The sequence below is a fragment of the Clostridium sp. OS1-26 genome, from assembly GCF_030915445.1.
In the GTDB taxonomy this organism is placed as follows: Bacteria; Bacillota; Clostridia; order Clostridiales; family Clostridiaceae; genus Clostridium_AM.
In genome coordinates this window covers 2748725-2769071 of record NZ_CP133264.1, presented here as the reverse complement: position 1 = coordinate 2769071, position 20347 = coordinate 2748725, and the positions used below count along the sequence as shown (strand labels likewise).

Genomic DNA, 20347 nt, shown 5'->3' with positions numbered 1-20347 from the left:
ATATTACCTCATAACATATCCTACTCCAAAAACTGTTTCAATAAATGATTGTCCACTTTCTAGATTTAGCTTTGCTCTCAATCTTCTTACATGAATATCAACGGTTCTAATCTCACCATCATAATCCATTCCCCAAACTCTATCTAAAATTTCTTCCCTTGAAAAAACTCTGTTTCTATTTTTTATAAAGAATGCCAGTAAATCATATTCTTTAGGCTTAAGCTTAACCTCTTCTTCATTTTTAATTATCATCCTTTTCTCTAAATTAATTTTCACATCTGTATTTAACTGTATGAAATTCCCCTCTTCATCATAGTTCTTATATTTATCAACTCTTCTTAAAGCTACTTTCACCCGTGCTAAAACTTCTTTTATATGAAATGGTTTTGTTATATAATCATCTGCTCCAAGTTCTAACCCAAGTATTTTATCTATAACATCATTTCTTGCTGTAAGCATGATTATTGGAATTCTGTGATTAGCATTAATAAATTTGCAAAGTTCAAAACCACTTTCATCCGGTAAGTTAATATCCAGCAATACTATATGAGGCTTAAAATGCTCCAGAAGTTCTCTTGCTTCCTTTGAGGAAAAAGCCCCTTTTACATCGTAGCCTTCTCCTTTCAAAGAAAAAGTTAATATATCATTTATAGAAAATTCATCTTCAATAACAAATACTCTAAAATTCACAATTCATCCCCCTTAATGGCTAATGTATTGAACTCATGTACATAATTATAACACTTTATCATATAATTCCCATAGGATAAAGATACTCCTATAATTTACTTTCTCTTTTTATTCTTTAGATACAAAAACCTTGGTCTATCATTATCTTTTGTTGGTTCACTCATAATATGGTCTTTTAAATCCTTAAAACTGAAAGGAGTTACAGGTGCAGTATATGGTATTCCAAAGTTTTCAATGGATGTTATTTTTATTACTACAAGAGTTAATCCCATAATAAAGCCAAATAAACCAAACATTCCTGAAAGAACAATCATAAAAAACTTTAATATTCTTATGGGGTTCATGACAGTATAATCTGTAACAGCAAAGGATGCCATAGAAGATAGTGCTACAATTATTACCATAAGAGGGCTTACAAGACCTGCAAAAACTGCTGCCTGACCAATAACAATAGTTCCAACTATACTTATAGAGGAACCTATTTGCTTTGGAAGCCTTAGATTTGCTTCTCTTAGCAGTTCTAATATTGATTCCATTATTATAGATTCTGTCACAGCATTTACAGGTACTCCTACTCTAGAAGTTGCAATTGCTAAAATATAGTGTGCTGGGAGGATGTCAGGATGGAAAGCAACTAAAACAACATATATAGATGATAGCGTTAGTGCTATTATTAAAGATGAAAATCTCAAAAATTTAAAAAGTATTCCTGCATAAGAGTTACCATAGTGATCATCACCAGCATCTAAAAATTCAATAAAGTTTTTAGGCGCTATTAATGATAAATTGCTTCCTTCTACTACTATGCAAACCTTTCCTTCTAATATATTTGCACAGGCTGTATCTGATCTTTCACTAATTCCTATTTGCGGAAACAACAAGCCACTTTTATCTGATAAAAACCTTTGTATATATCCTGACTCTAAAACACCGTCAATATCTATTTCTGATAATCTTTTTTTAATTTCCGAAACATATGCAGAATTTGCAACATCCTCTAAATAAATTACTGCAACAGGAGTTTTTGTTCTTCTTCCAATAATGTAATAATCTATTTTTAAGGATGGATCTTTTATTCTATAACGTATCAGGGACAAATTTGAGTCTAAATTCTCATTAAAGGCATCTTTAGGTGATCTAATTCCTGATTCTATTTCTGGAGATTGAATATTTCTCTTTTCTATTTTTAATGTATTTGCCACTATATATCTACATTCTCCAGATATAAGAATAATGGACTTTCCTGCTACAATATAATTTATTATTTTATTTTCATCCTCTTCTGAAAAAACATTATCTATATAGATAATTGAGCTTATTATTAATTCTGCTGTCAGTGTTTGTGACCCATCATATTGTAATAATGGCTTTATAATATTTTCAGATAAGCCATCTCTGTTTGTTATCTGAGGAATATATAATATATAAATCTCTTTACTTTTAACAACTAATTTTCTTGCAATTAATCCAGTGATATTTTTCGTTAACTCTTCAATCTTATTGCTATAATTGCCTTGCTCAATCATATTAACCTTCCTTTAGTCTGGTTTTTTGCCATTTGGATCTAATATAGTTGTATTTTTTATAGTTGTTTTTACATTGACATGAAAATTTGCTTTTTGATATTCCTCTTTCCAATTCATCCTTTTGTATTCTATTGGATATTTAGCCCTAAAATATTTGGCAAATCCGAATACGTCGCAATGCATTTCATTTTGTGAACGATTGATTGCATACATAACCTCTTCTTTTGCCATATTGGAAACTGTGTCTTCTATTTTGTTTATTTCAACTTTACTTAAAGGTTCTATGCTATATTCATATTGAATTTGTGCATTTAATTTTAAATCTATATATATATTGATTTTGTTATCTTCATACTTTGTTCTTATAGATCTTTTTCCAAGAACAGACTTAACAGAAACTAAATTCTTTTCATTTTTAGGATGCGGAATAACACGTTCCACAGTTGTTTTTTTTGCTACTAGATATAAAAATCCTGTACTTTTTTTATAATCTATAATGTCAATTAACTTTGAATCTTTCATTGCTGCAAAACCTAAATATTTAATATTTTTATTATCCTCCTTAGTAATATAGGGAAGTAAAAATCCTATGTTTCCGAATTGAATATCTGTTTGTATGTCTTGTACTGTTTTATATAACGTTGCTCCAGTTTCATTTAAATATCTAATTGTATCTTCTATTCCATAGCCTATAGATATATCGTTTTCAATTTTACCTGTAAACAATTCATTTGCTGACTCTTTGCATATTACTACGGGCACAGAATTTCTAAGCCATATAGTAAAATAAGCTCTATTTATATAAGATTCTATGCCTTTTTTTTCAACATACTTTTTACTAAAGGCAATTACCCTTGCTGCTCCTGAAAAATTTGGAAAAGGAACTTTAATATTATAGTCAGCGTTTGACTCTTCAAAGTGCTTTCCTAGAGTTCTATACTTATATACATCTACAATCTGTAACATACTCCTTCCTTGGGTATTACTAGACGTAAGCTTTGCAATTTCGCCAGTAAACTCTATTTGATCTTCTACATTGTCTACTCCTATAGAAAGGTCAATACTCCTTTTATTAATGTCCTTATAATCCCAACATCCTGTTAAATATAATGGTAACAGTAATGTAATTATTACCTTATTGTATCTTTTTATCATATTTTTTCACCTTTGTAATTACAAATAAAATAATTGGTATTATTATAGCTGTTATAGATCCCAAATAAGCATTATATTTAATAATCTCTTCTACCCCCTCCTTTGTTTTTGGTATTTGAGCTGCTATAAATGCTATAAGAGTTATACCTACTAAAATATAGTTATATTTTATATTTTTAAGTATTTTACTTGTAAAAGTAATTGTTCCATATCCCCATAGGCATGTAGCGCAAAATATGTTCATTGACCAATAAATTATATATATTCCATCAAGTCTTCTAAAAAATTCAAGATAATATATGTCAACACCTCTTACAATATCAAGTAAAGCTGTCCTATAATGTATAACTGCATCTACTCCCACTACCGATATTGTAGATTCAAATATATAAATATACACAATTCCTGTAATAGCTATGATTAGTGTAGTATATTTAAATATCTTTTTATTAGCTGTTCTGCTGACAGGCAAAAGCATAAGCATCTCCATTCCTAAAAATACAAAAATAATTTTGAACATTCCCTTTAAATATATCATTAAATCTTGCATAACAAATAGTGGACGTACATTAACAAGCTTTCCATTTGTAATCAAAAATGAATTGATAACCATAAATCCAAGTATATTTAAAACTCCATATATCTCACAAACTCTTGCAATAACATTGATTCCCTTTCTTAAGGCATAAAATACAACCATATAAAATACAAAACATATAACCATTACAGGGGTCTTATTAAGAATAATCAGTTTTATAGCTTCAGCATATATTCTTGTTATCATAGAGAAGTTTATAAAAAAATATACTATGTATATAATTGAAAATATATATGTAATTAATTTACCTACCAGCTGCTGACTATATTCATAAATTGTTTTGCCTTCATAAATATATTGAAGATATGTAATTATATAAGTAATTATAATAAAGAAAATTGTTAAAATAAGCAGTGAAAACCAACTGCCTGTTCCACCGTTCTCTGCTGCAAGCTTAGGTAGGTCAATAACTCCATATCCAACAATTGTACAGTATAATATGAAAGAAATCTGCCTGTTTGTAAAGCTTTTATTCATGTATTTTCCTCCTGCAGGTTATATACTAATATGATATCCACTTAATTACATTATATTTATACAAAATTTTAGACAAGGTCAGCTAGACGTATAACGTCCACTTTCCTTGCCTTTTTATTTGAACTTTAAAACATAATCTAAGAAAGGATCTTCATTCTTAATATAATCTTCTATAGTTAAATCTAAACTTACCTCTGGATAAAAGCTTGGTAAATTATCGTCTTCAATAATCTTATAGTATTTAGTAGAATAGCACACTGTTAAGCCAGAATTTTTTAGTGTAAATCTCTCTACCTCTCCATAGCAATTAGGTTTGCCCCCTGTAGCCTCTCCTAAAAATATAGCATTAGTATATTCCTGTAGTGAGAATACATTTAATAAAGCGGAAGAAAAAGTTTCACGGCCTACTATTACAAAGAGATTACCCTTTTTATTTATTTTATCGCAAGCTTTTAGATCCTCAATAAATGGCTCTAGTAAGGTAGAGTTACCTCCAGAATTGTTACGTAAGTCTATAACAAGTTTATCAACTTGATTTTCATTAATAAATTTTATTAGCTCTTTACCAAAATTAAAAACACTTTTATCTTCCATCTCTTTGCAGGCATTATATTTAAAATAAACAACCTTAAACTCTTCCATGTATTCATACCAATAATATTTATCAAAGTTCTTTCTATAAAGAGGTAAGCTATTATCCTTTAACATAGACTTTTTGCTTTCTTTAATCGTCTTACTTACTTCTCTTATTGGTAAGGACTCAATTTCTATGTTTTTTATTTTTTTATTTCTATCCTCAATAGTCAACTCCAAGCTATCAACTGTATCAATAATTTCTAATCCATATAAAAGCTCAATAGCAGGAAAATATTTAGGAAGTTGAGCTTTACACAATGCCTCATTTTCATAGGAAACAATAGAACTTAAAACTTTGATAACTTCTTTTATGTCCATACCATTAACTTTAACTATCTTACAATTTTCTATATGTTTATATTTTTCAATGGTTGATATTGTATATATTCCATCTTTAAACCAATATAGTTCTATAGGGCAAAGAAAATTAACAGGTAGCATAATGCCGGTATGAGCATCATTTATATCCGCAACTATTTTAGCTAAATTCACTCTGATTTCGTACTCATCTAAATTTTTAATTTTTTTCTTTAATTCTTTTATTTCTTTTAAAAACTCTTCCTTTGATTTATTGAAAAATAAATTTTTATGCCTATTAGGAAGTTCTAAAGCTAGCAAATCAATATCTTCTATCCATTTGTCATTTCTACTTAAAACCATGTGCTTTTCCCTCGCTATTATAGTTAATATTTATTCTAATATTAACATAAAATAACTCTAGATATAAGATTATTTCATATAGGCTTTATAGTTGTAAACTAAATATTAATTGTTTTCGAAGCTTTATCAAGGGAATCGTAATAATTTTCTTGATTTTCGCAAAATTTAATGATATAATATAAGAATTGTTTATAAAACATAATTATTACATAATGTAATATATTAAACTTTAATATATAAGCAGTAATCGTTCTGCCACCTTTCCAAAGGTGGCTTTTTATTCAACGGTAATATTTGTAGTTTTTAAAATATCACATTACAAAGGAGATTATTTATAATGAAAAAAAATTATAAAATGAAAAAAACAATATCAATGAAGATGTTTATTAATGAATTTGGCGAAAACTTCTCTAAACATATGAAAAAAAGACTGCTTGAGCTAGAAGTAAGGTGTGTTTTAACAAGAAAAGAAGATAGTTATAGACTTGATATTAAGCACGTAGAGCATACACAATATGCTTTTGATAATGACCATAATAACAGTACGTCCCAAAAAGAATATGTGTATGGACAACTTATAGTTATGGATGGAGCATTATACTACTCAGAGAGGTGTATAGAAAATGATACGGTTATGCAATCTCCAATTGTAGCTGTTATATATGGCAACCTAGATAGCGAAGGTATGATTTTAGACAATGATAACAGAGCTAAAAAAGTAGATGATAGCAATATCGATTACGTTATAGATACTATGCTGACAGTATTTCCTGATGTGTCTGAATCATATCTAAATATCATAAAGGAAATGATTTCCCGCGAAAGAAATTAGTAATTGACTTGTATTTTTTTTAGAATATGTTATAATTATATATCTACGGTAAAATTAATTTGTTTTATAGAATAGTTGCAAGGTACATTTGCAAAATCAAATTTGTTTCAAATATTAGAGTTATATAAAATTAGAAAAATGATCGAATATCTTGGCTGGCAATTCTGAGAATCTTCAAACTCCATCTTCTAATTTAGTCCCTAATTTTTAAAATTTCGTTGGTTTTCGTACTAATAATACTACCATTATAGTATTTATTGCGACAATTCTATTAAGTCGTATTATTAGGAGGTATTAAAATGAACTTTTTAGAAATGTTTATAATTACAGAAGATGTTATTGAAGAGTGTCTAATCGAATGTCTAGATTAATAATATCTAATTAAAAGCTATCAATGTCTAAAACCATTGATAGCTTTTTTATTGGTTACAATTTAAATTTGCTAACTTGTTCTGTCATTTTCTTTGTCATATTACTCAATCTTTCGGAAGTTGATGCAACCTCTTCTGTAGAAGCGTTTAGTTCTTGTGCCGAAGCCACTATTTGTTCAGAAGATGCAGAAACTTCCTCTGAAACAGCAGATGCTTGTTCTATCTTTTGCAATATTGAATTCTTCTCTGAATTTATATCTAATGCAAACGTGTTGATGGCTTTGATTCTAGGATTAACCTCATTTAAGGTATTTACTATTTTCTTAAAAGAATTTATTGTGTTATCTATTACATTCATCTGATTATTTAACTCACTGTTCATTATTTCAGTAGTTTCCACCATGGCTTCTTTATCCTTTTTAGTATTATTAATCAACATATATATTTTTTGAGAAGATGCTTTACTTTGTTCAGCAAGTTTTCTAATTTCATCAGCTACCACTGCAAAGCCCCTTCCCTGCTCTCCTGCTCTTGCTGCTTCTATTGAAGCATTTAAAGCTAATAAATTGGTTTGTCCAGCAATATTGTTTATTAAATTTGTTATTTCATTTATCTTTTCTATATTATTTCCTAGATTATTAACCTTGTTTATTAAATCTTTAAAAGAATTACTTACACTTGTTATTGATTGCATTAAACTCTTCATATCATTATTACTATATTTAGCCATCTCACCAATACTGCTTGAAGTGGCCCCAACCTCTTCTATAGAGTTAACTATTTCATTAATTTGCTCTCCAAAACTATTTAATACATTTGTCATCTCAACTAAATCTTCACTTTGTGAATTTGTTCCTTGAGCAACATCTTGTATAGCATTAGTGACATTTTCAGAGGATGCAGACATTTCAACAGCTATACTGGATAATCCTTCTGCCTGAGAATTTATACTTTTAGAATTGTCTTTAACGGTTTTAATCATTTCAGATACATCTTTAACCATTTTTGATAATGTTGTTTTCATTACCCCAAACTCATTTTTACTATCTGTTTCTAGTTTTACAGTAAAATCTCCCGTTGCTAAAGTTTTAATACTTTCATTCATTTCCTTTGCTGAATTTTGAATTATTCTAATAACAATGTAGGATATAAGGCTAAAAATTACTATTGATACTAATAACAATACTACAAATATTCTAGTTGTTGATTTATGTATATTATTGCTTAAAATATTTAATTCACTTGATTGCTGTATGTAGTATTCTTTCAGCTCTAAAAGTGCATTTTCACCTTTAGCTGCTGCATTTGCCATTTGAGTATAATCCTCATCTCGCATCTTTGTTCCCGTGCTCATATATTCATTAGACTTTTTCCAAACACTTAGATATATTTCATAGTTACTTTTGAATTCACCTAAAAGCTTCTTATCCTTTTCGTCTAAATTTATTTTAGAATAGTCTTCTAAATACTTTTGTATTTTATCGTTATGTTTTGCAATTGATTCATTATATTTTACATCATATTTAATAATTGCTTTGTGCACCTCTATTCTCATATTAGCAAACTCGCCTCTTATACCTGCACCAATTCCTAGAGGCTGAACGCGTTCATCATACATAGACTGTGTAATATTATCCATTTTATTGATGCTCATATATCCAGCTATTCCTATAAGAGATGTAAAAATCACTGCTAAAACTGCCATCATAAATACACTTTTTACTATTTTCAAATTCTTAATCCTACTAATCACCAATACTTTCCTCCTAAATTCTTACTTTTGTATTAAATTAATTATTATCACTTAAAGGCTTAATTGCTAAATCAAATATTTATTAATATTTATTACATTTTACCATAACTTACTATAGAGTTAAATACATTTTATTAAATAATAATTAATATTTTTAAATAAGCTCTAAATTTATACTTGTATTATCTAAAGCTTGTATGTTATATTATTTACATCATACACTTAATATTTATAATATTCTTGAAGATTACATATTTATAAGAAGGGATGGGGTATAATGTCATCAAATACTTTTAATGGTTTAGAAATATTAAAAATTGCTATACTAATGGAGGAAGAAGGAAGAAGCTTCTATACCAACGGAGCTAAATACACAACTGGAAAAATAAGGGATTTTTTACTAGCAGCTGCAGGACAAGAATTCCTTCACAAAGAGCAATTTACAAAGCTGTATAATGATTTATCAAGCAAAAAAGATGTAGATTATGATTATCTCTTTGATGCTGAGGTAACATCTTATCTAAGAGCTTTAATAGAAGACAAGGTATTTGATAAAAAAGAACCTTCTGAAGATGCTTTCAAAGATTTAAAATCTGCTATAGAATACGCCGTTAAGTCTGAAAAGCTTACTGTAGAAGTTTATACAAAAATGTATCAAGGAATTGCAGAAGGTGAAGTTAAAGAAGTATTATTTAAATTAATAGATGAAGAAAAAGCTCATATAGAATATTTCACAAAATTACTTAATGAAATAGATAACGGTTAATTATATAAGGTTCTAGTGCTCTGAATTTAGCATTAGAACCTTGTTTTTTAATATCTAAGAACCTTAGATGAAGTAAAAACTTGAATCAGATGGGGTTTCAAACCTCATCTGACCAACTTAAATTCATTTGACAAACAAGGATAGTAAGTATAAAATTATAGGAGTTTTTAACAAGGCAAAATTTAAATCTGAAGGAGATAAATAGCATGACCTCTTTTGATAAATTAGGATTAAATGAAAATTTGATAGAAGGACTAAAAAAAGAAGGAATAACTGAACCTACTGACATACAAGAAAAAATAATACCTGATGCACTTGAAAATATTGATGTAATAGGTCAATCGCAGACTGGAAGTGGAAAAACTCTTGCTTATCTGTTGCCTATATTTGAAAAGATAGATAATACAAAAAGAGAAATGCAAGCTATTATATTGGCTCCGACACATGAATTAGTTATGCAGATAAATAACCAAATAAAGTTATTATCTGAGAACTCCAATGTTCCGGTAACTTCTGTTGCTATAATAGGAGAAGTTAACATAAAGAGACAAGTGGAAAAATTAAAAGAAAAACCCCACATAATTGTAGGTTCCACAGGGAGAATACTTGAGCTTATTAAAATGAGAAAAATAAGTGCTCATACTATAAAAACTATTGTTATTGATGAAGGTGACAGACTGCTATCTCAAAACAGTTTAGCTTCAGTAAAAGATGTTATTAAAACTACAATGAGAGACAGACAACTTATGATATTTTCGGCAACTATAAATGATGAAACACTTAAAATAGCAAAAGATTTAATGAAAGAACCTAAAGTTATAAAAATTGAAGAAGAGTCTTTAGTTAACCCAAATATTTATCACATGTATTTTACTGTAGAGCAAAGAGATAAAATTGAGTTATTGAGAAAACTTATAGCTTCTACAAATCCTGAAAGGGCTATTGTATTTATAAACAAAAACGAAGAAACTCAGCTCACTACGTTAAAACTTCAACACCACCATATTAAAGCCTATGGAATATTTGGTAATGCCTCAAAAGAAGAAAGAAAGAAAGCTTTAGAAGGCTTTAGAAATGGAAAAATTCAAATTCTTGTAGCTTCAGACCTAGCAGCAAGAGGATTAGATGTAAAAGATGTAACTCATATATTTAATTTAGATTTACCTGAAGACTCCAAAGAATATCTCCATAGAGTAGGAAGAACTGGAAGAGCAGGAAAAACAGGAACTGCCATTTCATTAGTTACGGTGAGAGAAAAATCAATAATTAAAAAATATGAAAATAACTTTAAGATAACAATTGAACCAAAAGAGATACATAGAGGAATAATTATGGACCCAAAAGCAAGTAACCCATCCTTTAGATCAAATAAGAGCTCCAACTTTAGCAGAAAAAGATAGGTATATAATTATATACCTATCCCTTTACTATTTGATTCTTTCCGCTAATTTTCCCTTTATACAATGCCTTATCTGCACGAACTATACAGTTATCTATAGTTTCTTCATCAGAAATTTCTGCAATTCCACAGGTAAAAGTTATATTTAAATTAAAATCATTATAACTGTATGTCGTGTTCTCCACCTTTTCTCTAATCTTTTCAAATAAAACTGTTGCACCTGCTAAATCGGTTTTAGGAAGCATAACAATAAATTCTTCTCCTCCCCACCTTGCAAAGCAGTCCATTTTTCTTATAGATTCACTTATTGACTTTGTTAAGGACACTAGTATAAAATCACCACATTCGTGTCCATAAGTATCATTGATTTTCTTGAAATTATCTATATCAAATATTCCTATAGCAAATATTTCTTTATATCTTAAAAATCTAGCATGTTCTTCCTTCATTCTCTCAACCATATAGCGTCTGTTAAAAATTCCAGTAAGATAATCTCTATTGGCAAGATAGTCTGAGCGTTCCTTTTCTTCTTCCAGTATTGTATTAGTCTCTTCAAGTTTAGCAATATATTTCTTTAATTTATCCTTTGATCGTTTAAGTTCAATATGTGTCCGTATTCTGGATTCTAAAATAATGGAATTAAAGGGTTTTGTTACATAATCAACTCCACCTACCTCAAAGCCTTTAACAATTTCATCTATTTCTGTCTTTGCAGTTACAAAAATAACTGGTATATCTTTTGTGTTTTCATCACTCTTTAGCTTTTGACATACCTCGTATCCATCCATCTCCGGCATCATTATATCTAATAATATGATATCTGGTTTTTCACTTTTTAAAAATTCAAAGGCTTGCTTTCCGTTTAAAGACATTACATATTCGTAACCACTCTTTTTAACTATGCTTGCAAGATATTTAAGATTTTCAGGATTATCATCTATAATCATTACAAGTGCATTATCTAGACTTTCCATTACATATCACCTCCAGCATATATTAATTTATTCATCCAGTATCCAAGGTGTACAACACATTCATTAATTTTTATTATATCAAAGTATTCAACAGCCTTCCTTAATTCTACACCTTTTTCATATAAATACTTTATACTATGCTTTTCTCCCAATGTAATTAGTAGCTCAGAAAGCTCTTCTGCAACAGTTCCTCTTACTGCTATTTTAAGCTTTGAAACATATGGATAAATACTATCCATTAATTGTTTTGCTAATAACGGAGTCAGTGTGCTCTCATTTTTAATAACCAATTGTTCACTGTCTGTACTTTTTTCTTTAATGCTTGGAATAAATTTTTTAATTTCCTCTAGTAACCTTGAAATAGTAACTGGTTTATATATAGCACCATCAAACTGTACACTATCGATACTTCTATCATCCTCAAACTTTACAGTAGCAGTTAATCCAATAATCGGTATAGATGCAGTATCTTTTGAACTTTTAATTTTTTTTGTGGTTTCTATACCATCCATCTCAGGCATCATAATATCCATAATAATTAAATCTGGTTTTTCCTTAGATAATATATCTAAAGCCTCAAATCCATTTTGTGCCATTACACCTTGTAATCCCACTTTTTCAAGTATTTCTTTTAGAAGAATTCTATTTGAATCTACATCATCGACAATAAGAACTTTTTTATTTTCAAACAATATTTTTGTAATTTGACTTTCATTGTTATTTTCACTGATAGGCTTTAGATTTGATACATTTACATCCTGAATTATTATTGTAAATATACTTCCTTTGCCAACAACACTTTCAACCATTAATCTTCCATTCATCATTTCTGCTAATCTTTTACTTATTGAAAGGCCAAGTCCTGTGCCTCCATATTTCCTGTTATTTTGTCCATGTTGTTGCTTAAAGGACTCAAATATACTTTCTAAATCACTTTCTTGTATTCCTATGCCAGTATCTTCGACAGAAATAGCTAAATTAATTTTGTCCTGATAAACTGGACTAGAAAAATGCTTTTTCATAGATAACCGAATATATCCTTTCTCGGTAAACTTAACAGCATTTCCAACTAAATTTAAAAGTACCTGCCTTATTCTTGTTTCATCAAGAAGAAGTGAGTCTGGAATTTTACTATCAATCTCAATGCAAAACTGTAGTTCCTTTTGAGAGATCTTCATACGAAATATCCTCTCAATTTCCTCAAGTATTCTCCTTGGATTAATAGGAATCAACTGAAGCTTCATCATTCCAGCTTCAATTTTAGATAGATCTAAAATATCATTTATAATGTTCAATAGGCTATTTCCAGCAATGTTTATGGATTCCAGATAATTTTTATGTTTTTCATCATTTTCTTCTGAATAAAGGATTTCACTAAAACCAATAATAGCATTTAATGGTGTTCTAATTTCATGACTCATATTTGCTAAAAATTCACTTTTTGCCTTATCCGCTTTTTCTGCTATTTCTTTTGCGTTTCTAAGTATCTCTTCTGTATGCTTGCTTTCTGTAATATCTCTTGCTGTTGCTATTATAATTCTTCTTTCTAAGTATCCATAAGAATTCCAAGCAAGCCACTTATACGTTCCATCCTTACACAGATATCGATTTTCAAATCTTACTACTTGTCCTCCAGCATTTAACTCTTTCAAAACATCAATTGTTTTAGTCTTATCTTCTTTATGAACAAATTCTATAAATGGTTTTGAATATAGCTCTTCTTCACTCCATCCTAGAGTTTTGCTCCATGTAGGGCTGATCCTCCTAAAATATCCGTCAAAATCATATATACATAGCATATCTAATGCTGTATCGAAAAATAATGCAATTTCATTTTCCATAATCTTTTGATTGCTTATATCATTAGATAAAAATAGCAAATGAGGTTCTTCTTTCATACTAAATTGAACAAAGCTACATTCAAGCCATACTTTATTTCCAAAGGTAGTGACCATATTAACAGTTATTCTTTCTTCTTTTCCAGTACTTAAGGCTTTCATAGCAGCATCATAAAGATTATATTTTTTCCAAGTCTCATTATACTTAAAATTTTGTTTAAGCAGTTCCTCCCTGGTACCGCCGGATATTCTTACAACTTCATCATTTACTGACACACATTGTCCTTCTGAGTTATAAGTCATTATACCTATAGGAGAACATTCGATAACTTTTCTGTTAAATGTATACGCCTCTCTAAGATGGTTTTCCGCAATCCTTCTTTGTGTATCTCTTTTCTGTAATTTATCAAGAGTATTTTGAAGCTCTTTTGTTCTTTCTTCTACTCTCTTTTCCAATTCCTCATTCAGCTTTTTTATTGCTTCATCTTGTAATTTTTTTTCTGTAATATCTATAACAGCTCCAATACGATATTGAGGCTTTAAATTTTCATCAAGAGATAATGATACCGTTAAGCTTACCCACACTATTGAAAAATCTTTTCTTACATATCTTTTTTCTATAGTATAAGTATCCAACTCGTTATTTAATGTTTTGTAATAAAGTTTTAAGTCCTTTTCTAAATCCTCTGGATGAGTAATTTGTTTAAAGTTCATATCTGTGAGTTCTTCTTTTGTATATCCTACTATCTGGCAAAACTTATTGTTGGTTTTGATAAACCTGCCTTCTAATGATAAGTAGCAAATACCAACAGCTGCTTGTTCAAATATCCCTCTAAACTCTCTTTCACTTTTTAAAAGCTCCTTTTCAGCAGCATTTTTTTCTGTAATATCTTTAAAAAAATCGAGTATGCACTTCACTCCATCTGTCTCAATAATTTGTGATACAACCGAATAACTTCTTATTTCACCTGATTTAACTCTAATATTTATTTCTAAATCTTTTATACTTTCGCTTTCTCTAAGAGCATCAATATATCTTAATCTATCTTCTTTGTTAATCCATATGCCTAATTCTAAGGCTGTTCTCCCTATAATATCTGTTTTTTTATATCCAAAGCTATCTAAAAATGCCTCATTGCACTCTAAAATTCTTCCATCTTCATATGCAGAGATAGCTATTAGATTGGGATTTAATCTAAATATCTTACCGAAAGTACATTCACACTTACGTTTACCTTGTTCATTAAAAATATCGCTTTTTTTCATATTATCACCTCATCGATATCTTCCAATAGGTTCTTGCAAGTTTTAAATAATTCTAATATCACAAATTATCTATATATATTAAACAATAACTCCAATTTTGATATAAATCAACAATTTTATTATATATATGAATATTTGTTATTAAAAAATATTATAGTATACCTATCTATTAGATATTAAAATAATTATTTTTAAACTTTTGACTATAATGACAGATATATGTTTACAATAATTCAAGTTTCAATTTAAAATCTTAAATTTTTTGATAACTTTCTTGTAATTTTCTTGCTTCTTTAATCATTACAGGATTATAATGATATGTACATAAAATTTAGAGGTGATGAAATGAAAGCTAAGGCACTAAAGATTAATGCAGCAGGAGTTGTTTTAACTTTATTAATTACTCGTATAATCTACAGGCTTACTAATTTTAGTTATTCTTTTAAAAATGGAGTTTTTAATCCAGATGTTATGATGGATTTAGGATTATGCATTATTATATTTGTTGGAGTTACAACTTTGCTCGAGAAAGTTTATGACAAAAAAGTCAATAAGTAATATACACAAATACAGTAAAAAATCAGCTTACACATAGGGATAGCAATCTGCCCAAGGTGTAAGCTGATTTCCTTATTTATTGAAATAATCTTTTACAAAGTCTGGAGTAGTATTTTCATCAAAACTTCCATACTCTACATTTTTCTTTTCATTGTTATAAAATCCTATAACATATTTTGCATTACTATTATTGTGAGGATAATCATAATTTCTTAAACAAGCTTCTATTTGGTTTTTGTCTTTAATTTCTAGTCTTTTTACATTGTTGTTATTTATATATTGACCATTTTTACGTTTTTCTTCTAACTGTTGAGTGCTGATAATCCTTTCTACTACAGCATACTGTATATCCGCTGGTAGAACTCTTGCATTTTCAATATAACCTTTCTTTTTCAACCATTCTTCAAATAATTTATAGGATTTTTTCCATGTAGTGTGAATTTGTTTATCATCTCCATGAAGCTCTTTATCTTTTAATTTTGGATACTTATCTAGTTTATCTGATGCAACCATAAAGCTTATATCTGCCCACGCTGCTTTTTTATTATACATATCTTCATAAGTCTCATTATTAATATCCTGCTTTAATACATCTAATGCCTCTTTTATATCTTCTGGTTTTACTATTACCGACTGCTTGTTAACACTAAAAGAAGGATGAATGGTGATTTTTTCTATGTCAGAATCATCAGCCTTTAAAATATCATATCTATTTTTCTTAGATTCTGAGCATTGATATATAGGTTTCAAATACTTTTTATACTCATCATAATCTATTTTGTAACCTCTTTGAATTTTGCTTCCATCCTTTAATTCGTACATAAAAAAAATGCTTCTCAAGTCTTTATCATCTTTATACTTATTTCTATTTTTATCTTCTATAAGCTTTTTGTGAAAATCATAAATATACTTCAAATTGTTTTTATCATAATAGGTATCCATATCGTATTTTTGAAATTTCTCATTATAATAGCCTTCGCTAAAATATATTTTGTTAACATTATTTAAAACTGGAAGCTTTTTTTCATAGCCAACAATATCAAAATTAATTCCAGCTATTATAATTACCATAGCAATAGCATAAATAATATAACCTTTTATATTTTTAAATACCCATATAGATTTTTTTAATATCATTTCTGCTGCAAAATAACCTATTAAGGAGCCAACAAAAAACCCGAAATAAATCCAACTTAAATTTTTTTGCGTTTCTAGAAAATATAATCTTCCAGCTAGCATCATGCAAAATGTTACTCCATATTTAAAAACATATTGCAAAGTTTTAAAAGCAATAGGTTGTGTTGCAGCTTCTAACTTTCTTTTGTTGTATACAAACATAGCAGAAAAAATCAGAATAATACATATAAGAATGTAAACTGTTATCTCTGCTGCACTCATAGCTTTGTTAATCTCATTAAATCCATCAAGAACCCTTACTATAGGTGAAAGCTTGTTCATCCCATTATCTAAGTTATACATAAATCCATATATGAAAACATTAAGACTAAAGGTCAATAAAACCATTAATCCCACTGGTAAAAATAAAAAAATATAAGTTAATGCTCCCTGCATTACAGAAATTCCTACAATCATTCCTACAAATACACAACTGAAGAAAAATACCATATCCATTAAAATGGTGACCCCACACCACTGTATAACATCATAGATTCTATAATATTGACCTAAGTTTAGCGTACTTTTCATAATTATACATATTACTGCAATAATTAGTACAGGTACTATTAATAACATAGCTCCCATGATTACATGGCTTATATACAAAGTACTTCTTTTTATTGGCAGACTATGAATCATATCTGAGGATTCTTTCACTTGAATATACCTAAATAGAAAAATAGCAAGAAAAACTGGAACTGTTACTATAAGTAGCCCTTGAATTTCTGGGCTTTTAAAATGAAATAAATATTCAAATAAATCTTTATGTAGTTTATCTGTACTATACACCATTAGTATTTGAAGAGGTACAACAAAAAATAAGACTAGTAAATATGCAGCACCAATCCATCCAACTTTTCTTAAATCATCCAAAAATATTCCCTTACTAAAAAATGATGTTTTTGATTTCATATCCTACGTCCCCCATTTCATAGATGAAAATTTCCTCTAATGTTAAAGGCAAGATGTCTAAAATTACAGGGTTATATTTGTTGATCTGATTTAATATCTTTTCTTTTTGCCCCTAACAATAATAAGCCTTATACTGCCTCTTTGCTCCTCATAAAGTACACTAACATTCTGCAGTATTTCATCTGATACCTCTCCTTTAAAGGCCACCTGAATCTTATGAATATCTGATTTTAAGTCATCTAATTCTTTTTCAAGTATTAAAGAACCTTTATGCAGTATTCCAATATGATCACATAAATCTTCCAGCTCTCTTAGATTATGAGAGGATATAAGCACCGTCATCTGTCTTTCTGCTACATCTTGTATTATTAAATTTTTTACCTTTTGTCTCATAACAGGGTCTAATCCATCCAAAGGCTCATCTAAAATAAGTACGTCCGGCATAGCTGATAGTGCAAGCCAAAAGGCAACCTGTCTTTGCATTCCTTTAGAAAGCCTGTGAACTTTCTTATTTTCATCAATATTAAAAGCCTCTTTTAACTTTTCATATCTTTCATTATTCCAGCTTTCATATATCCTTTTATAAAATTTGGCCATATTTTTTATGCTATATTGGGAAAAGAAGTATAGAGCATCTGGTATAAATACAATCCTTGATTTTAACTCCGTATTTTCAAACACTTCTTTTCCATCAATAAGTACTTCCCCTTTGTCTTGCCTATATACACCAACTAAAGTTTTAATAAGAGTTGTTTTTCCAGCTCCATTTGAGCCCACTAACCCGTAAATAGAGCCTTTATTTACATGAATGTCTACATTTCTTAGAGCATCTAAATACTCAAAATGCTTACTTACGTTTTTTGCTTCAATCATTATTTTCTCCCCCCTAATCATGTCATCAATCTCAGAAACTATCCTCATAACCTCTTCTTTTTTCATCCCCAAATACATAGCTTCCGATAAAATTTTTATTAATTCTTCTTTTAATTTAGCTATTTTTTCATCATTTTTATTTGGCATCATAGGTGCTACAAAGCTTCCTTTTCCTGGTATAGAATAAATGTATCCCTGTCTTTCCAACTCTCTATACGCCTTTTGAATAGTATTAGGATTTATAGTAATTTCATTTGAAAGAGCCCTCACTGAGGGAAGCTGCTCATCTGTTTTTAATACCTCGCTTATTATAAGTTCTTTAAATTTTTCCACCAACTGCTCATATATGGGTAGTCTACTTCTTATATCTAGTTCAAACATGTGCTCCCTCCTTCCGTTATAACTGTATTAATAATATTAATACAGTTATAGTGTACACTAAACTATATATTTTGTAAATACAAATAAAAAGAGCGCTACTTATTCGCTCTTTCAAATTACAACTAACTTACCTTCATCTATTCAGCTTAATATTTTCATTTTTTCGAGCTATCTGTATCACTTAAAGCAGACTCAGCATTTATTTTTACTTTAGGTAAAATACGAAATACTTCTAATAGTATAATATTTAATGCCAGCCATACTCCCCCAAAAACATAGCCGGCTACAACATCACTAGGATATTGAATCTTAAGAAATATTGAGCTTATGCCTACAAAGGAACAAGCAATCAAAGCTATAATTACAATAATTTGTTTAATCCAATTAGATTTCATATGCCTAGCAATCATATATACTGCAAAGCCATATATTACTATAGCTAGGAAAGCATGCTCGCTTGGAAAAGTATAATTGATTTTTCCCATTAAAGTACCTTCTATCGGTCCTACACGATGAAAAATACGTCTTAGAATCTCTTCAATAATCTCTCCACCTAAAACTACACTAATAAGAAACTTACATTCCAGAAGCTTATTCTTGCCTTTTATTAAAATCCATGAAAAAATCAATAAACTCAATAAAATAATTACTATAGAAGATGAAACTAAAGAAAGTGTTTTCATTATTTTATACCATTCTTTTCCAAAGATTGATTTAACTAAAAGTGTAGCTATAGCATCAAAATCTTTAAATTCATTAGCTAAAAAATCTTGAATTAATCCAATAACAAGAAAGTTAAGCACTAAAAATACTACAGCTATGCTAGCTACAAAAATCTTAATTCTACCTAGTGAATGAAATACTTTTACAGTATAGTTAAGCATTTCAACAATATAATTTATAATTCTAGATCTGTAATTCTTATATAGATATATACTGGCAATAATAACAACTAAAATTATACCACCTATAATTGAATATTTTTTGACAGTTCCATGGAAAGTTCTCCAATTTGCACCTAAAACTTTACCTAAGGAAATAAATGTACTAGTCCAAAGGAAGGCTCCACTATATGCACTTATTGCAAATCTTGAGAAAGAAATTTTAGTTATGCCAGAAAAGTAACCCGTTATATGTCTTACTCCAGGTATAAAATAAGCAACAACTAATAACCTGTTTCCATATTGTTCAAACCATATTGATGTCTTATCTAACTTTTCTGGTCCTAAGTGCACGTATCTTCCATATTTACGAAAAAACCTAATTCCTAGTGTTTCTCCAACAAAATATGATATAGTTATACCTAATATAGCTCCAGCAGAGGCTATTATTATACTTAAACCCCAATTTAACTTTCCTTGAAAAATAAGAAAACCGCAATAACTCATTAAAATTTCTCCAGGCAATGGAAAAGCAATAAGCTCTAACATTAAAGCAGCAAATAGCACTATATAACCATACTGGTCAAATAATAAACTTATGTTATGCAATTTAGACCCTCCT

Annotated in this window: 14 protein-coding genes and 2 pseudogenes; 4 read left to right on the top strand and 12 right to left on the bottom strand. The window is 29.0% G+C overall.

The genetic code is table 11. The features are described 5' to 3' along the window. Window positions 1-3 precede the first annotated feature (3 nt). The 5 genes from RCG18_RS13485 to RCG18_RS13465 all read right to left on the bottom strand — a co-directional run bounded on the left by RCG18_RS13485 (window position 4) and on the right by RCG18_RS13465 (window position 5742). The gene (locus RCG18_RS13485; RefSeq protein ID WP_308041773.1) at window positions 4-690 is read right to left on the bottom strand and encodes a response regulator transcription factor; all 687 of its coding nucleotides are present in this window, start codon (window positions 688-690) and stop codon (window positions 4-6) included. A 95-nt stretch (window positions 691-785) separates the two neighbouring features. Continuing rightward, on the bottom strand, window positions 786-2216 hold the full coding sequence (locus RCG18_RS13480; RefSeq protein ID WP_308041772.1) for a spore germination protein: 1431 nt from the start codon (window positions 2214-2216) through the stop codon (window positions 786-788). Window positions 2217-2228: 12 nt separating this feature from the next. Further along, on the bottom strand, window positions 2229-3371 hold the full coding sequence (locus tag RCG18_RS13475; protein ID WP_308041771.1) for a Ger(x)C family spore germination protein: 1143 nt from the start codon (window positions 3369-3371) through the stop codon (window positions 2229-2231). Next, window positions 3352-4446 carry a GerAB/ArcD/ProY family transporter gene (locus RCG18_RS13470; RefSeq protein WP_308041770.1) on the bottom strand — a complete coding sequence of 365 codons (1095 nt, stop codon included), beginning with the start codon at window positions 4444-4446 and terminating at the stop codon, window positions 3352-3354. Before RCG18_RS13470 ends, RCG18_RS13475 begins: the two co-directional genes overlap by 20 nt. Before the next feature lie 114 nt (window positions 4447-4560). Then, window positions 4561-5742: a peptidase S41 gene (locus RCG18_RS13465; protein ID WP_308041769.1), complete on the bottom strand. Its 1182-nt coding sequence runs from the start codon at window positions 5740-5742 to the stop codon at window positions 4561-4563. A 337-nt stretch (window positions 5743-6079) separates the two neighbouring features. Here RCG18_RS13465 and RCG18_RS13460 point away from each other — a divergent pair, with 337 nt between their 5' ends. Beyond that, complete coding sequence (locus RCG18_RS13460; protein WP_308041768.1) at window positions 6080-6574, top strand: hypothetical protein; 495 nt, start codon at window positions 6080-6082, stop codon at window positions 6572-6574. Window positions 6575-7000: 426 nt separating this feature from the next. On the opposite strand, the gene RCG18_RS13455 is transcribed toward RCG18_RS13460, so the two are convergent. Beyond that, complete coding sequence (locus RCG18_RS13455; RefSeq protein WP_308041767.1) at window positions 7001-8698, bottom strand: methyl-accepting chemotaxis protein; 1698 nt, start codon at window positions 8696-8698, stop codon at window positions 7001-7003. Between the two features lie 277 nt (window positions 8699-8975). On the opposite strand from RCG18_RS13455, the gene RCG18_RS13450 reads away from it, so the two are divergent. Next, window positions 8976-9464, top strand: a complete 489-nt coding sequence (locus RCG18_RS13450) for a ferritin family protein (RefSeq protein WP_308041766.1) — start codon at window positions 8976-8978, stop codon at window positions 9462-9464. A 206-nt stretch (window positions 9465-9670) separates the two neighbouring features. Beyond that, entirely contained in the window at window positions 9671-10864 is a 1194-nt protein-coding gene (locus tag RCG18_RS13445) for a DEAD/DEAH box helicase (RefSeq protein WP_308041765.1), read from the top strand. A 16-nt stretch (window positions 10865-10880) separates the two neighbouring features. Here the strand turns inward: RCG18_RS13445 and RCG18_RS13440 are convergent, their stop codons facing one another. Both RCG18_RS13440 and RCG18_RS13435 read right to left on the bottom strand, forming a co-directional pair. Next, window positions 10881-11837, bottom strand: a complete 957-nt coding sequence (locus RCG18_RS13440) for a diguanylate cyclase (protein WP_308041764.1) — start codon at window positions 11835-11837, stop codon at window positions 10881-10883. Further along, window positions 11837-14941: a PAS domain S-box protein gene (locus RCG18_RS13435; protein WP_308041763.1), complete on the bottom strand. Its 3105-nt coding sequence runs from the start codon at window positions 14939-14941 to the stop codon at window positions 11837-11839. Before RCG18_RS13435 ends, RCG18_RS13440 begins: the two co-directional genes overlap by 1 nt. 318 nt (window positions 14942-15259) lie before the next feature. Here RCG18_RS13435 and RCG18_RS13430 point away from each other — a divergent pair, with 318 nt between their 5' ends. Then, on the top strand, window positions 15260-15499 hold the full coding sequence (locus RCG18_RS13430; RefSeq protein WP_308041762.1) for a hypothetical protein: 240 nt from the start codon (window positions 15260-15262) through the stop codon (window positions 15497-15499). Window positions 15500-15571: 72 nt separating this feature from the next. Here RCG18_RS13430 and RCG18_RS13425 read toward each other — a convergent pair whose 3' ends face one another. The 4 genes and pseudogenes from RCG18_RS13425 to RCG18_RS13410 form a co-directional block, all read right to left on the bottom strand. Beyond that, window positions 15572-17590 (bottom strand): DUF6449 domain-containing protein, encoded by a 2019-nt coding sequence (locus tag RCG18_RS13425; protein ID WP_308041761.1) that lies wholly within the window; start codon window positions 17588-17590, stop codon window positions 15572-15574. After that, window positions 17565-18463: pseudogene (locus tag RCG18_RS13420) on the bottom strand (ABC transporter ATP-binding protein). Before RCG18_RS13420 ends, RCG18_RS13425 begins: the two are co-directional and overlap by 26 nt. 168 nt (window positions 18464-18631) lie before the next feature. Then, a pseudogene (locus RCG18_RS13415) lies at window positions 18632-18844 on the bottom strand (GntR family transcriptional regulator); the annotation flags it as partial. 155 nt (window positions 18845-18999) lie between these two features. Then, on the bottom strand, window positions 19000-20334 hold the full coding sequence (locus RCG18_RS13410) for a VTT domain-containing protein (RefSeq protein ID WP_308041760.1): 1335 nt from the start codon (window positions 20332-20334) through the stop codon (window positions 19000-19002). Between the last annotated feature and the right edge of the window lie 13 nt (window positions 20335-20347).